We start from the raw sequence: 15,555 nt of genomic DNA, 5'->3' as shown, positions 1-15,555 counted from the left end.
CTAACCAGCCTAGCTAAATACTCTACTTAAACCCGCAAAATAGTCAACTCAACCAACACTTGGAGCACCTCCTATGGCTTATTCTCTCGGTATTGATACTGGCGGCACTTATACTGATGCCGTTTTACTTTCTGACGATAAACAGGTTATCGCCACCGCTAAATCATTAACCACACGGCACTGTTTAGCAGACGGCATTCGCCAAGCAATCAAACAACTACCTACCGAGTACTTAACTGAAATCAAACTCGTCTCTCTATCCACCACATTAGCCACCAATGCCGTTGTCGAAGAACAGGGAAACCCCGTTTTGGGGCTGTTTGCTGGCTATTCTGACAAACAGTTAGCACGCGTCAAAATCCCTGAAATCATTGGGCAAAGTCACGTCCATATTATCCAAGGCGGTCATTCTGCTGCAGGCAAACCCACTGCGCCGCTTGATTTAGATAGCGCGCGGCGTATCATCGAAAAAAACCACGCGCATGTGTCTGCCATCGCTATTTCTTCGATGTTTTCAGTACGCAACACCGAACACGAAAAAGCCTTGCAAGAAATGATTCAATCGATTTGTGACAAACCAGTTACTTGTGGTTATGAGTTATCCCGGGCACTCGATGCGCCTAGACGTGCGCTGACCTCCGTACTGAACGCACGACTCATTAGCTTTACCAAAGAGCTCATCACGTCCGTCGAGGCGATTAAAATAGATTTTGGCATTAACGCCCCGCTGATGATTGTCAAAGGAGATGGCACGCTCATTAATGCGAAAACGGCGCAAAAAAAACCCGTTGAGACGATATTATCTGGACCAGCCGCGTCCGTGATGGGTGCCGCGCTATTGTCAGGCAAAAAAAACCTCATCGTTGCCGACATGGGCGGCACGACAACAGACATTGCCATCATTCGTGACGGCCAACCTAAAATCAACGCCCACGGCGCTAAAGTCGGCAACTGGTCACCCATGGTCAATGCCATTGCCGTCCATGCTGTCGGCCTTGGCGGTGATAGCGAAGTTAAATTTGGCGGTAGCAGCGGTAAAATTGCGATTGGCCCCCGTCGCGTCATGCCAATGAGCTTACTATGCGACAAACACCCAGAAGTCATTGCGCAACTCACCGCACAAAACAAACTCGCACCAAGCACCCGTAGTAATCGCTTTGCCGTCCCGCTCTATACCAACGCGCTATTACAAGAACAGCTCGATGATGAAGAAATGCGCGCATGGGAAACCTTGCAAAAAGGACCATTAGAAATTGAATCGCTGGTCGTCAGTGATAATCACTTAGCCCGTGCTGTCGCGCGTTTGCAACGTAAAGGCATGGTGCTTTACAGCGGCTTTACCCCATCAGACGCCGCCCACGTATTAGGAAAAATGTCACACTGGTCTGTCGAAGGCGCTGAGATTGGCGCAAAAATCTGGATTAAACAAATGCGTCGTGTTTATGGGCTAGGCACTTGGGAAGCTGATGACATTCAAAGCGCTTGCCAAGCCATTACTGACCGTGTGATTGACTGTATTGCCAACACACTAATTACGGTTGCACTAGATGAGGGCGAATACCAAATCAAAGACCTCCCGACGGAGGCACTGGCTGAATTAATCGGTGAATTGCTTTGGGGCAAAAACAAAGCCGAGAGCTTATTCGATTTAAACTTTGCACGCGACTACCATCTGGTTGCCGTTGGCGGCCCTGTCGCGAGCTTTTATCCACAAGTGTCACAACGCATCCATAGCAGTTTGATTATGCCTGAACATGCCGCGGTATCAAACGCGATTGGTGCGGTTGCCACCAATGTTAAGCAAACCGTCAGCATTACGATTACCGAGGCACAGCAAGGGGTTTATCGTGTCCATGCCTTCGACATTATCAAAGACTTTGAAGACTATGAACAAGCCATTACCTTTGCTCAACAACACGCAGGGCAAAATGCCGAAGCATCTGCTAAAGCCGCTGGCGCTATTTCGTTAACAACGACCTATCACATTGACGAGAATCGCGTCAATAATAGCATCGATGGCGATGTCTTTTTTGAAGCAACTGTGACAGCGACGGCTGAGGGGCTGCCCGCCTAACGAACCAACACCCTAACGAACCAACACCCCACGTATTTCACTCAGCGTTTTATTTACGATTTTTAGGCACATCTATTGCATGAAACCTAAAAACCTACTAAAATACTCAGTAATTAAAGAAACAATTTTATAAAAGGGGTAATCACACTATGGGCATCTATCTAGACTACGCTGCAACCACACCTGTTGACGAGCGTGTGGCTGAAGAAATGAAAAAATACCTAACCATTGATGGTAACTTTGGTAATCCTGCTTCACGCTCGCATCAATTTGGCTGGAGCGCAGAAGACGCAGTCGAGGCAGCCCGTAAAAATGTGGCAGACCTAATCAACGCCAACCCCAAAGAAATCATCTGGACATCAGGCGCCACTGAGTCTGATAACCTCGCCATCAAAGGCGCAGCCCACTTTAACCAACGTCGCGGCAAACACATTATCACCGCCAAAACCGAGCATAAAGCGGTATTAGATACTTGCCGCCAACTCGAACGCGAAGGGTTTGAAGTCACTTACATCGACCCAAATCCACAAGGCATCATCACCCTAGATGAAATCAAAGCAGCCGTCAGAGAGGACACCACCGTTGTGTCTATCATGCAGGCTAACAATGAAACAGGCACCATCAACGATATCGATGCTATTGGCGCATTTACGCGTGAGAATAAAATCATTTTTCACGTCGATGGCGCTCAGTCTGCGGGTAAAATGCCTATCGATGTCGAAGCCAGCAATATTGACTTAATGAGTTTGACCGCACACAAAATCTACGGCCCCAAAGGTATCGGTGCGTTATATGTCCGTCGCAAACCACGTATTCGCCTAGAAGCACAAATGCATGGCGGTGGGCACGAACGGGGTTTTCGTTCAGGCACGTTACCGACCCACCAAATTGTTGGCATGGGAGAAGCCTTTCGTGTCGCCAAACTAGACCTCGACAAAGACCGTGCGCATGTCAAAACACTCGCCAATCGTCTATGGGATGGTGTCAAAGACATCCCAGAAGTCTACCTAAATGGCCAAGACGCAAACAAATTGGATAATATTCTTAATATCAGCTTTTCCTTTATTGAAGGCGAGTCACTGATGATGTCAATCAATGAATTAGCAGTCTCAAGCGGTTCAGCTTGTACCTCAGCCAGTCTTGAGCCATCGTACGTCTTACGCGCCCTTGGTGTCGCCGATGAATTAGCATCTAGCTCTATCCGGTTTAGTTTTGGTCGTATGACAACAGAAGCAGACATTGATCGTGCCATTGAACTCATTCGTGCAGCTGTTGATAAGCTACGTGCATTATCACCGCTGTGGGAAATGCATCAAAATGGGATTGACTTAAATAGCGTGCAGTGGAGCCACCACTAAGGCAATGGCAGTGACTCGTGATATGAATACCGCCAACCCGATGACAACAGCAACAGAAGCAGTCGCGGCAAAGCCAGAGCAACCCGCGCAGATTCCCGCGCAGATTAATATAACCCTAAGCGATGCAGCAAAAAGCCGCATGAAAACGTATTTAGCTGCGCGCGGCAAGGGTATTGGTGTACGTTTGGGGATTCAAACAGCGGGCTGTTCAGGCATGGCTTATGTCATTGAATTTGTTGATTCGCTTAACCCCGATGATATCGCAAAAACTCACGATGACTTAACGATAGTGATTAGTCAAAAAGCCCTCATTTACCTAAACGGTGTGGCAGTCGATTACCGTAAAGAGGGGCTAAATGAAGGCTTTAAGTTTATCAATCCAAATGCCAACGGCGAATGCGGTTGCGGCGAGAGTTTTACCATCTAACCCAAGCAGCCGCTACTATCGCTTAGATGACATCAAACGCCGGATGGTAACTGACATAAGCATAGATAGCTAGTCGATAAGCGGCATCGATGGGCAGTATCAATAGGCAGTATCGATAGGCAATTGCGTATAGATTGGGCGTTGATACATCAGTGGTGATATATCAAACACAAAAACTGGGCACATTGCCGCATCGTGTTCTCATCGAATTCGTATCGAGTTCGTATCGAGTTATTATCGTATTGCATTGCTATCAAATATACATTTTTTGGCGTAAAATGGTCGTAAAATGGTCAACCACGCCACACGCTAAATAAACAGCACTTAACACAATAAAAAACCTATGACAACGCATTCATTTAGCCAATTAGACAACCCTTTTACCTTGCTGGGTATAACCGCGACTTTTTATATTGATGAAGCGCGACTATCAGCCCATTATCTACGGCTGCAACAACAGTTTCACCCCGATAATTTTGCGCACAAAACCGCCAAAGAGCGCCAGCTCGCTACCCAATTCAGCGCCAACCTCATCGATGCTTACAAAACGCTATCAGATCCTGTTAAACGCGCCATTGCACTGCTTGAAATACACGGGCATTCAATTGATCTAGAACATAACACCAACCGTGACAAAACCCTGCTCATGACGCAGCTCACACTCAGAGAAAAAATCGACCAAGCCGAGACAAAAGACTTACCCAATTTGCAAGCAGAATTCAAAGGTACGTTTGACACCTTGTGCCAAACCTTTAACGAGGCTTTGTTGGTCCACGCGCTAGACCGCGCTGCGCAAACGGTCATCAGTATGCGCTACTACCAAAAACTGCTCGCCGAAATTGCCGAAAAATCCAACCAACCCAATAAATTTGCAGCCGAATCCACCGCTAAATCCGCCACTAAATCCGCCGCCGAATCTGCTGCAAACCCGCCACGTAACGAGTCAGCCCTATGAGTTTATTAAACATTTCAGAACCTGGACAAACCACCAAACCACACGAGTCAAAGCTGGTCATCGGCATTGACTTAGGCACGACGAATTCCTTAGTCGCCGCCACTCGAAGCGGCATGACTGAAACCTTAGACGATGCGTATGGTCGCGCCATGCTCCCTTCTGTTGTCGCTATCAACCAAGCGGGCAAACGGTTGGTTGGTTATGAAGCACTGGCAACCGATGCACAGTTTGACAAAATCCATTCTGCCAAACGCATTATTGGCTATAGTTGCGCTGAAATCGCCGCCGAAGGTTTGGCGCAGACATTTCCTATCGTGGATACAGCCACCATCCCCGCTATCAAAACCATTGGTGGCGAGCTCACCCCGATTGACGTCTCTGCAGAAATTTTAAGCGCACTCAAAGCACGAGCAGAAGCAGCATTCGCGCGAACCGTAGAAGGCGCGGTCATCACCGTCCCTGCGTATTTTGACGAAACCCGTCGCAAGGCAACCAAAGACGCGGCTACTTTGGCTGGGCTTAATGTCCTTCGCTTAATCAACGAACCAACGGCTGCGGCACTCGCCTATGGGCTGGATAAATCCGCCAGAGGTAACGTGCTCGTCTATGACTTGGGTGGCGGCACGTTTGATGTCTCGGTCTTGAGTCTCACCGAAGGGATTTTTGAAGTCAAAGCCACACTCGGCGATATTTTGTTAGGCGGCGATGATTTCGACCGTGCCATCGTTGATTGGCTAATCCAAACGGACACCACGACACTACCGTATTCCGTACTAAAAGCCAAAGCCAAAGCCGCCAAAGAAAAACTCGCCGAAACCAACCAAGTCGACATTACCCTCGCACAACAAACCGTCACGCTAACCCGCCAACAGTTTGACGCATTAATTGAGCCTTGGATTCAGCAAACGCTACAACAAACCCAACAAGCCATTCGCGATGCTGGTCTGACGATTGAGGCGATTGACCATGTCGTCTGTGTTGGTGGTTCAACGCGCATTAAACTGGTCCAAGAAAAACTCAAAGCACTCTTTGACCTTGACGTATTGACCGATGTTGACCCTGATAAAGTCGTCGCCATTGGCGCTGGTATTGCCGCCGAGAATCTATCTGGCAACCGTAAAAACGACAGCTTATTGCTCGATGTCACGCCACTATCCTTGGGCATTGAAACCGCAGGCGAGTTGGTTGAAGTCATTGTGCCGCGAAACACCCCTATTCCCATTACCCGCGCCCAAGATTTTACCACGTATAAAAATGGACAAACAGCCATGCGCATCCATGTCGTACAAGGTGAGCGCGACCAAGTCTCCGAATGCCGTTCTTTGGCAAATTTTCAGCTAACAGGCATCCCTCCAATGGCTGCTGGAGCCGCACGCATACGCATTACGTTTTCAATGGATGCAGACGGACTACTGACAGTTTCGGCAACCGAACAAACCACGGGCGCAGAATCTGTTATCAACGTCACACCGAGTTATGGTCTGACCGATGACGCTATTACCGATATGCTACTGGCGTCTATGAATCACGCCGAATCTGATTCACATTTCCGCCGCCTTAATGAACAAAAGGTCGAAGCAGAACGTGTACTTGAGGCCATTCGTGAAGCGCTTAAGTCAGACGGTGACTTATTAAGCCCCATCGAGGCCGAGCCAATCGTCCTCAGTATCGATGCACTAGAAAAAGCCATGACAGGGCAAGACGCCAGCGCCATTAAACACGCCATCAACGCGGTTGAAAAAGCCGCCGATAGCTTTATTGAAAGGCGCATGAATCATGCGATTTCCAAAGTGATGAAGGGGCATGATGTTGATGAATTTTCGTCCTAGGGCGCCCTATTGACCATTGATGTCTATTGACCACCCATAGCTTATTGCATTGCATTGAATTGAATTGAATTGAATCTATTTTATTGACTTTATTATTTAAAAAGGAATCCACTATGCCAAAAATTACTTTTTTACCCCACCCAGAATTCTGTCCCAGTGGCATGACCATCGATGCTGACATAGGGGTAAGCATTTTAGACAACGCGCTAAAACACGATATCGATATCGAACATGCTTGTGAAAAATCGTGCGCCTGTACTACCTGTCATGTCCATGTTCGCGAAGGGTATGATTCATTAGACGAGGCGACTGAACTCGAAGATGATTACCTAGATAAAGCCTGGGGGCTAGACCCAGATTCTCGCCTGTCTTGCCAAGCCATTGTCAGCGAAGCAGATCTCGTGGTAGAAATCCCGCAATATACCATTAATTTGGTCTCTGAAAATCATTAGAAATACGTATATCTCTCTTTAAAACTCCTTTAAACGTGCTTGCAAAGGCACTTTTAAAGGGGTTTTCGCGCGTTGTAAACTGGGTTCGGGTTATTTTTTGGGTGGTAAATCCGTACAGTGCCCATGAAAATGTTCGGCTGCCATACCGACCGACTCTGACAGCGTGGGGTGTGGGTGGATAGTTTTACCGATATCATTGGCATCGGCACCCATTTCAATGGCAAGGCAAATTTCAGCAATCAAATCACCCGCATTCAGCCCAACCACACTACCACCAATGATACGGTTAGTCTCTGGATCAAAGAGCAGCTTAGTAAAGCCAGTATCGGTATGACAGGCAATCGCTTTGCCCGAGGCTTGCCAAGGAAATACGCTGGTTTTATACGCCAATTTTTTGGCGTTGGCCTCTGTCTCAGTCACGCCAGCAAAGGCAATTTCGGGGAAAGTATAGGCAACCGAAGGAATAACACAGGCATCAAAGTGGGTTTTGTGCCCTGCCGCAACCTCAGCAGCCACATGCCCTTCATGCACCGCTTTATGCGCTAACATCGGCTGACCAACGACATCACCAATCGCAAAGATATGCGGCACGTTGGTGCGCATTTGAGAATCGACAGGGATAAACCCACGCTCATCAACGGTAATGCCTGCATTATCTGCTTCAATTTTACGGCCATTCGGGCTACGCCCTACTGCTACCAAGACCAAATCGTAGGTTTTTTTACCTGACGTTTCGCCGCTAAAGGTAATTTCTATGCCTGCTTTTTTAGCCGTTGCAGCAGTTACTTTGGTGTTTAATAACACGTCTTCGAAACGCGATTCGTTGGCTTTGAGCCAGACTTTGGTGAGATCAGCGTCAGCGCCTGGCATCAGGCTATCAGACAGTTCAACCACCGATATTTTCGCGCCCAATGCCGAATAAACGGTCGCCATTTCCAGTCCAATCACGCCACCGCCAATCACCAACATGTGTTTCGGAATAAAGGGTAATTCCAACGCGCCCGTCGAATCAATAATTCTCGGATCATCAGGCATAAATGGCAGTTGAATCGGCGCTGAGCCACAGGCAATGATGGCTTTGTCAAAAGCAACCGTCTTGGCGCTGCCCTCGTGAATGACTTCAAGCAAATTTTCATCAACAAAGGTACCAACCCCTTGCACCACCTGAACCTTGCGCATTTTAGCCATGCCTGCAATGCCTTGATTTAGTTTATTTACCACCTTGTCTTTGTCAGCACGAATCGCATCCAGTTTAATCGTCGGTGCTTCAAAATGAATACCGTGCTGGCTTAATGCCATGGCCTCTTCGCTAATATGCGCCGTATGTAGCAAGGCTTTCGACGGAATACAACCAACATTGAGACATACACCGCCAAGATTAGGGTATTTTTCAATCAACACAGTTGATAGCCCCAAATCTGCTGCCCGAAAAGCCGCCGAATAACCGCCAGGGCCAGACCCCAACACGACCAAATCGCACTGAATATCAGCATCTGTTGTATTTGTTTTTGATTGCGGGCTTGTCTGTGGCTTTGATTGTGGCTTTGATTGTGGCTTTGATTGTGGCTTTGATTGTGGCTTTGATGGTGACTTTGATGGTTCATCTGCCGCTGACGAATTGGTCTGCGTTGCTGTTTTTTTATTCGCATCTTTATTGGCATCGCTATCAGTACCGCCATCTACCGTCATTTTCGCAACGCATTGGTGTGATTTCACCGTATCATTAACGGACAAGCAAATTTCGGTGAGGGTTCCTGCCTCGGTTGCGCCTATTTCCATCGATGCTTTGTCTGACTCTAGCAGTAAAATCGGGTCATCTTTTGCGAGTTTGTCGCCTACTTTTGCTAATATTTCAACCACGGGAAACCCTTCATCGCTTCCTAAGTCTGGCGCTAAAACCGTTTTATTCATCGTCTTATCCTATGTTATTGGGTTGGCTTTGGTCTGTCACAACGACCTGTCTGTCACAACGACCTGATTTAACTATGCAAATAACTGGCATGGAAAGCAAAATGTGTATCAATAAACGACTGTACAAAATAATAGCTATGATCATACCCTGGGCGCAAATGAATACTCACGGGCGATGTCACATCACGAACAGCTGCTTCAAATAAATGCGTTTTTAAGTTGTTTGATAAAAAATTGTCAGCATCGCCTTGGTCAATCAGTATCGGGCGATGCGCTTGGCTCGTTTTCACTAGGGCGCAAGGGTCAACCGCTTGCCAGTCATTCTCATCATGCCCAAAATACGCGGGTAGTGTATCTTGCCCCCATTCGCTATTGGCAGGAGACACAATAGGAGAAAAAGCCGAAATTGATTGGTAATTCTGTGGATTTTTCAAGCCAATCAATAACGCGCCATAACCACCCATCGAGTGCCCTGTGATACTTTGTTGACCCGTGGTTGGGAAATATTGATGGATAAGTGTAGGTAGTTCGTCTGTTATATAGTCATACATGCGATAGTGCGTTGACCACGGGGCTTGCGTGGCATTTACATAAAAGCCTGCGCCTTGGCCTAGCCAATAGCGCTCATCATCGGCCACCCCATCACCTCGCGGCGATGTGTCTGGACAGACGACCATGATTTGGTGTTGATCGGCAAAACGCTGAAACCCTGCTTTTTGAATCACATTTTGCTCGCTACACGTCAGCCCCGATAAATAAAACAAAACAGGTAGTTTTTTCTCAACGGGCGCCATGGATGATTGCGGCAAATAAATCGCAAAACGCATCGTACAATTTAACGTGGTGGCACGGTGTTCGTAAACCCGTTGCTCGCCCTCGCAGACGCGGTGTGCTTCTATTTGTGTTAACGGATGGTTGCTGTTATTTATTGTCGTCATCGTGTTGTCCCTTGAGCGTTTGGTACTATATCAAATATCGGCAATCTATTTAATTGTGCCTTGTTTATTATCAGTCGTGTTATTTTATTTTGTCGCCTGGCGTTGCTGATAATCCCGCTGGCACTAAACACAACCCACTGGCATTTTCAGAGGATAATATCATCCCTTCAGAAAGCCCAAATCGCATTTTTCGTGGTGCGAGATTGGCAACCAAAACCACTTGTTCCCCAATCAAATCCGACGGATTTGGGTAATAGGCTTTAATGCCTGAAAAAACTTGACGTTCACCTAGTTCACCGACATCAAGCTGAAATTTAAGTAATTTATCAGCACCTTCAACGGCCTCACAGTTAACCACGCGTGCCACACGTAAATCCAGTTTGGTAAAGTCTTGGATGTCGATAGTGGGTTGTTCTTGTGTCACGGTTTCTACGGTTTGCTCACCTGATTTTTTAGTGTCCGCGTTATTTACGTTACTCACATTACTCACATTACTCACATTACTCACATTACTCACGTCATTCACCTTACTCACGTTATTAGGGTTATTCGCATCTAGGTCGCTTTTGGATCCATCAATCACTGCGTCAATCGCGCTGTCATCAATACGCTCAGCAAGTGGCTTGAATGGGTTAATGGCATGCCCCAACAGTGCCGTACCCGCCGATTTCCACTGGCTAGATGGAATATTTAAAAACGCTTCGGTATCGGCTGCCAATTGTGGCATTACAGGCTTTAACGCAACAATAAGCTGATAAAACAAGTTAATTCCTGTTGTACAAATCGCATGGACTTTATCGTGTTGAGTCGGGTCTTTGATTAACACCCAGGGTTTTGCACTGTCGATGTATTCATTGGCTTTATCCGCCAATGCCATAATCTGGCGCATAGCACGCGCGTATTCACGCGCCTCAAAATCCTGTGCGATGTCGTTTGCGATGCGTTCTGCGGCTTCGTTAAACAAGGCGGGCGTATCCAGTGCATTAGCCAAAGTATGGTCAAAACGTTTATTAATAAAGCCCGCGCAGCGACTGGCGAGATTAACCAACTTGCCGACAATATCACTGTTATTTTTTTGCTTAAAGTCAGTTAGGTTTAAATCAATATCCTCGACGCTAGCGGATAGTTTTGCCGCAAAATAATAGCGCAAATATTCAGGACGCAAGTGGTCGAGATAAGTTGAGGCTTTAATAAAAGTACCCCGTGATTTTGACATTTTTTCGCCATTGACGGTTAAAAAACCGTGACAAAAAACACCCGTCGGCACGCGATAACCACTGCCCTTTAATGTTGCAGGCCAAAATAGCGTGTGAAAATACGCAATATCTTTCCCGATAAAATGATACATTTCAGCGCGACTGTTTTCATTAAAGTAAGCATCAAAATCAATTTGGTGTTGGTGACAATAGTGTTGTAAACTCGCCATATAACCAATCGGCGCATCCAGCCATACGTAAAAATACTTATCCGCTGTCTCTGGAATTTTAAAGCCCCAATAAGGCGCGTCACGCGAAATATCCCACGCGTTTAAACCCGCATCAAACCATTCTTGCATTTTATTGCGAATTTCGGGCTGAATATTGGCGGTGTCTAGCCAGTTTTTCAAAAAAGGTGTCATCTTAGGCAAATCAAAAAAGTAATGCAGCGAGTCCTTTTCCACTGGGGGTTGGCCTGAAATCACCGAAACAGGGTTGATTAAATCCAACGGATCATAAGTCGCACCACAGCGCTCACAATTGTCGCCGTACTGGTCTGCCGCCCCACATTTTGGGCAGCTACCTTTGACAAACCGATCGGGCAAAAACATTTGTTTTTCAGCATCATACGCCTGCGTAATCGTTTTTTCCGTAATGTATCCATTGGCTTTTAAACGGCGATAAATATCCGTGGCAAATTGCTCGTTCTCAGGCGAATGTGTTGAATAAAAATTGTCAAACGCGACTAAAAATTGGGCAAAATCTCGACTATGCGCCTGATGCACGCGATCGATTAACTGTTGTGGTGTAATGCCCTCTTGCTCGGCGCGTAGCATAATCGGTGTGCCGTGCGCATCGTCTGCGCAAACGTAAATCACGTCATGATTTTGCATACGCATAAACCTAACCCATATATCCGTCTGAATATATTCGACTAAATGACCCAAATGGATGTCTCCATTGGCATATGGCAAGGCACTAGTGACTAATATTTTTCGTGTTTGATTCATGAATGACACTACAGATAAATGATGCAACCCGTATTTTAACGGATTTTTAGCCCTGACCAAAGGACAAAATCAGTAACCTCGCCAATCAAGCATTACCTGAAATAAAAAACTGCTTACTTTACTTGCAAGGTTTTTTCGGGTTTTTTACCGTATTTTATTGAGATACTTTAGTCAACGCATGACGTTGAGACATCACTGTGGCAAAGCTGAACCCAGCAACCTGCCAGAACCATACACTAGTAAACAGAAACCCAACGCCAAACGCCAGCAACCCCACAAAAGAGCAAACCAGTGCCAACAATACAATAAGCCATGCATACCAATACTCTGTTCCGCTTTGAATCACGTGAGCCATCGCCTTTCGGGGGTCAAAAATCTCAGACTTATCAAAATATACACAATAGTGAGACATAAACCCCGGGATAGCAATAGTCGCTACTATAAAACAAACACTAGCACCAATAAGAAAAATATTATGTTCAAGCCACAAATAGCCTGCAACACAAAGAAACGTCGGACTGTAATAGAACAGCATACCGGCAAAGGTGACGCAACCATGAATAAAAAGTGATGAATAATCACACCACGCTGGCCATGCAGGTTTGGAATGAATCATGTTGTGAATAAAAATAATTCGATGCCCCATATTTAGAATCCAGCCAATCACTGGCACAAGTAGCCAAAGGGCTCCCAATACTAACTCACGTCGAGAAACACTGCTTTGCAGTGGAAACGCAAACGAAGCACGCATTGTCAGTGGTGTGGTCAAATCAATTCGCAAGTTACCTCCAAATAACGCCCCGCATCAGCGCGCAAGTTTGCTGATTGCTTTATAAAAATTCAATAGAATTATTTATTAAAAATCGGGTATCCATGTAACGATCTTTTTTTATGCCTTGAATAACAACCGTGCCCGATAACTTATCGGCAATCGTCTGTTTCTTTTTATCAAAAGCAGCGACTAACAAAGGAATGCCTGCTAGTGCAAATATCATAAAAGTGCCTAATACTCTCAACATCCACTGCATAAATGTAGGTTTCTCTAATGTAGCGATATCTCTTACGCGTAAATTCATTATCAACATACCTAGGGTACGCCCAAAAACTAACCAACAGGAAAAAATAGTGATTGGTAAGCCATAATTTATATATATTTTCAGCGCTAAAGGCTTTGCTGTGAAATGACTTAAATAGTAAATATCTTTAATAGCAATGATAACAACAATGGTCGACGAAAAAATGACAAAATCAATCCAGACAGATAACATCCGCTTGTTTAATTGTGCATACTTAGAAAGCCAGTTCTCTTTAGCTATATCTTTTTTGTTTTTTTTAGCCCCTAAAATTGAATCAACCATAAAAACTAGTGGGAACAAGATAGGTAAAGATGCTATTATCCACCCCCAAGCTTTGGCTACCGGATCGTTTACCCCTAAATCGATGTAGTCTTTACGTCTAATTAATACGGACTGACTTGGTTTTTTTGGGTTAACCCAAACAATAGCATCCCCTTTAAGTTTATTTACTAATGCTTCAGCTTGTTGCTGTGTCGGTAGAGCAACGAATCCACCTGCAAGACGATTGTTGAAATAATTTTTTTTGTCATAGACATATTGATAATCAACATCTAAAGACCATTCGCGATCTCGCCAATTTGATACTCTTGAAACATCCAGTCGTTCAAACGTCACTGGGGTTTCCACCCATTGATGATTACTGCTATTCAAATAACCATATTTCGGTAAAGCGAAAGCCAAGGTTATTAAAGGCATCAAAGAAGCGCCGAAAAATACCAATAAAACGCCCAAGCCATCACTAAAAGGATTTGGGTAACTTTGATATTGACTAGACACCTATCGACCTCATTATATTTCACAATGCATAAAAAATTATCAACATTCACTTTTGCAAGGCCAGTTAATTCGACTAACAATGCCATTGAATATAGCTGGCATTATACTTAATAATACAGCGAATACAACACCTCCAACCCGACACAAAACCCATCCACAAAAGCCCCAGCTCCCCCCTAAAAAACGCTGGAGTTTAAGGCGATTTTGTTATAGCTTATTCCCTATTGGTCATAAAAAAAACTGCGGTATTGCAATACGGCAGCTATAATAACCACAGAAATAATAAATACAGAAATAATCATCAAAACAGTTAACACCGCAAAATACAATGACCAACAAAAAAACGCCGCATTTAACAACACAAGCCGTTCGTGTCGGGCTTTGCAGTGACAAACAGCACCGCGCCCTCGTGCCGCCGATTTATTTATCGGCAACATATGCGCTCCCTGGCTTAAACCAAAAAGGCGAATACGATTATAGCCGTACAACGAACCCAACGCGCAATACCTTAGGCCGTGCAATCGCTGAACTTGAACATGGGCATACGGGCATTATCACGAACACGGGCATGTCGGCGGTTTTACTTGTTTGCCAACTACTTAACCCTGATGATACGGTTGTTATCCCACATGACTGTTATGGTGGCACGTACCGTCTATTCACCCACTTAGCCGCCCGTGGATTATTTCAGCTCGATATTGTTGACCAAAATGATGCCCACGCACTATCTAGGGCATTATCTAGCGCAGAGAACCGCCCCAAACTCGTCTGGATTGAGACGCCCAGCAACCCCCTACTACGCATTTATGATATTGCCGCCATTGCCAAACAAGCCAAAGCAGCAGGTGCATTAGTCGCTGTGGACAACACGTTTTTATCACCGATTTTGCAACAACCGTTGGGCTTGGGTGCCGATATCGTCGTGCATTCGTGCACCAAATTTATCAACGGTCACAGTGATGTGGTTGCAGGGGCAGTAGTCGTACGCGAGCAAGCCATCGGTGAAACGCTATCATGGTGGGCCAATTGCTTAGGCGTTACTGGCTCTGCGATGGATAGTTATTGGGTCATGCGTAGCTTACGAACCCTACCCGCGCGATTGCGCTGTCACCAAGAAAACACCGAACAAATCGTTGAGTTCCTAAGCCATCATCCCGCCATCAAAACGCTGTATTACCCAGGGCTAACCACCCATCCGCAACATGCGTTGGCCAAAACACAGCAACTGGGGTTTGGCTCGCTGGTGAGTTTTGAGTTAGTTGGCGATGAAGCGGCTAGACAACGGTTTAGTGAGGCGTTGCAGATTTTCACCCTCGCCCAGTCATTAGGCGGTGTTGAAAGCTTAATCAATCATCCTGCCAGCATGACACATGCCGCCATGCCAGACGATGCCAAAATCACTGCTGGCATTAGCCCTGCACTGTGGCGGCTTTCCATTGGTATCGAGCACCCAGATGATCTAATCAACGATTTACGCAACGCACTGGCGACCGTAGCACCCTAACGGGTTTTAAATTTAAACGGTTTGGATGATTCCAAGGCTTATTTTGCC

General features: G+C 45.9%; 12 protein-coding genes. 7 read left to right on the top strand and 5 right to left on the bottom strand.

The annotated features are described in order from the left end of the window. The first annotated feature begins 73 nt into the window (after nucleotides 1-73). The 6 genes from GCU85_RS00320 (at nucleotide 74) to fdx (ending at nucleotide 7,095) form a co-directional block, all read left to right on the top strand. On the top strand, nucleotides 74-2,074 hold the full coding sequence (locus GCU85_RS00320; protein ID WP_152808175.1) for a hydantoinase/oxoprolinase N-terminal domain-containing protein: 2,001 nt from the start codon (nucleotides 74-76) through the stop codon (nucleotides 2,072-2,074). A gap of 149 nt (nucleotides 2,075-2,223) precedes the next feature. Further along, entirely contained in the window at nucleotides 2,224-3,432 is a 1,209-nt protein-coding gene (locus tag GCU85_RS00315; protein WP_152808174.1) for an IscS subfamily cysteine desulfurase, read from the top strand. A 103-nt stretch (nucleotides 3,433-3,535) separates the two neighbouring features. Then, entirely contained in the window at nucleotides 3,536-3,859 is a 324-nt protein-coding gene (iscA, locus tag GCU85_RS00310; protein WP_328592775.1) for an iron-sulfur cluster assembly protein IscA, read from the top strand. Nucleotides 3,860-4,202: 343 nt separating this feature from the next. Continuing rightward, nucleotides 4,203-4,814: a Fe-S protein assembly co-chaperone HscB gene (gene hscB, locus GCU85_RS00305; protein WP_152808172.1), complete on the top strand. Its 612-nt coding sequence runs from the start codon at nucleotides 4,203-4,205 to the stop codon at nucleotides 4,812-4,814. Continuing rightward, nucleotides 4,811-6,643 carry a Fe-S protein assembly chaperone HscA gene (gene hscA / locus GCU85_RS00300; RefSeq protein WP_152808170.1) on the top strand — a complete coding sequence of 611 codons (1,833 nt, stop codon included), beginning with the start codon at nucleotides 4,811-4,813 and terminating at the stop codon, nucleotides 6,641-6,643. The genes hscB and hscA overlap by 4 nt, the downstream gene beginning before the upstream one ends. 113 nt (nucleotides 6,644-6,756) lie before the next feature. Next, entirely contained in the window at nucleotides 6,757-7,095 is a 339-nt protein-coding gene (fdx, locus tag GCU85_RS00295; RefSeq protein WP_152808168.1) for an ISC system 2Fe-2S type ferredoxin, read from the top strand. Between the two features lie 90 nt (nucleotides 7,096-7,185). Here fdx and lpdA read toward each other — a convergent pair whose 3' ends face one another. From lpdA to GCU85_RS00270, 5 genes are all read right to left on the bottom strand, one after another. Next, nucleotides 7,186-9,006, bottom strand: a complete 1,821-nt coding sequence (lpdA, locus tag GCU85_RS00290) for a dihydrolipoyl dehydrogenase (protein WP_152808166.1) — start codon at nucleotides 9,004-9,006, stop codon at nucleotides 7,186-7,188. A gap of 68 nt (nucleotides 9,007-9,074) precedes the next feature. Continuing rightward, a complete protein-coding gene (gene fghA, locus GCU85_RS00285; protein WP_152808164.1) occupies nucleotides 9,075-9,944 on the bottom strand; it encodes an S-formylglutathione hydrolase in 870 nt (289 codons plus the stop codon). A 79-nt stretch (nucleotides 9,945-10,023) separates the two neighbouring features. Further along, nucleotides 10,024-12,150, bottom strand: a complete 2,127-nt coding sequence (gene metG, locus GCU85_RS00280; RefSeq protein ID WP_152808162.1) for a methionine--tRNA ligase — start codon at nucleotides 12,148-12,150, stop codon at nucleotides 10,024-10,026. A 154-nt stretch (nucleotides 12,151-12,304) separates the two neighbouring features. After that, nucleotides 12,305-12,931 carry a DUF4013 domain-containing protein gene (locus GCU85_RS00275; RefSeq protein WP_152808159.1) on the bottom strand — a complete coding sequence of 209 codons (627 nt, stop codon included), beginning with the start codon at nucleotides 12,929-12,931 and terminating at the stop codon, nucleotides 12,305-12,307. A 49-nt stretch (nucleotides 12,932-12,980) separates the two neighbouring features. Further along, complete coding sequence (locus GCU85_RS00270; RefSeq protein ID WP_152808157.1) at nucleotides 12,981-14,003, bottom strand: RDD family protein; 1,023 nt, start codon at nucleotides 14,001-14,003, stop codon at nucleotides 12,981-12,983. A 328-nt stretch (nucleotides 14,004-14,331) separates the two neighbouring features. Between GCU85_RS00270 and metB the strand changes: the two genes are divergently transcribed. Then, on the top strand, nucleotides 14,332-15,507 hold the full coding sequence (gene metB, locus GCU85_RS00265) for a cystathionine gamma-synthase (protein ID WP_152808155.1): 1,176 nt from the start codon (nucleotides 14,332-14,334) through the stop codon (nucleotides 15,505-15,507). Nucleotides 15,508-15,555: the final 48 nt, after the last annotated feature.

This window comes from Ostreibacterium oceani (assembly GCF_009362845.1).
GTDB lineage: Bacteria > Pseudomonadota > Gammaproteobacteria > Cardiobacteriales > Ostreibacteriaceae > Ostreibacterium > Ostreibacterium oceani.
The sequence above is the reverse complement of the archived record's forward strand: the minus strand, read 5'-3'. Positions and strand labels throughout refer to the sequence as shown.

What these genes read in the sequence shown, in the direction of transcription:
- GCU85_RS00320 (WP_152808175.1), top strand. Translation starts at nt 74, where the DNA reads ATGGCTTATTCTCTCGGTATTGATACTGGCGGCACTTATACTGATGCC.
- GCU85_RS00315 (WP_152808174.1), top strand. Translation starts at nt 2,224, where the DNA reads ATGGGCATCTATCTAGACTACGCTGCAACCACACCTGTTGACGAGCGT.
- hscB (WP_152808172.1), top strand. Translation starts at nt 4,203, where the DNA reads ATGACAACGCATTCATTTAGCCAATTAGACAACCCTTTTACCTTGCTG.
- hscA (WP_152808170.1), top strand. Translation starts at nt 4,811, where the DNA reads ATGAGTTTATTAAACATTTCAGAACCTGGACAAACCACCAAACCACAC.
- fdx (WP_152808168.1), top strand. Translation starts at nt 6,757, where the DNA reads ATGCCAAAAATTACTTTTTTACCCCACCCAGAATTCTGTCCCAGTGGC.
- lpdA (WP_152808166.1), bottom strand. Translation starts at nt 9,006, where the DNA reads ATGAATAAAACGGTTTTAGCGCCAGACTTAGGAAGCGATGAAGGGTTT.
- fghA (WP_152808164.1), bottom strand. Translation starts at nt 9,944, where the DNA reads ATGACGACAATAAATAACAGCAACCATCCGTTAACACAAATAGAAGCA.
- metG (WP_152808162.1), bottom strand. Translation starts at nt 12,150, where the DNA reads ATGAATCAAACACGAAAAATATTAGTCACTAGTGCCTTGCCATATGCC.
- metB (WP_152808155.1), top strand. Translation starts at nt 14,332, where the DNA reads ATGACCAACAAAAAAACGCCGCATTTAACAACACAAGCCGTTCGTGTC.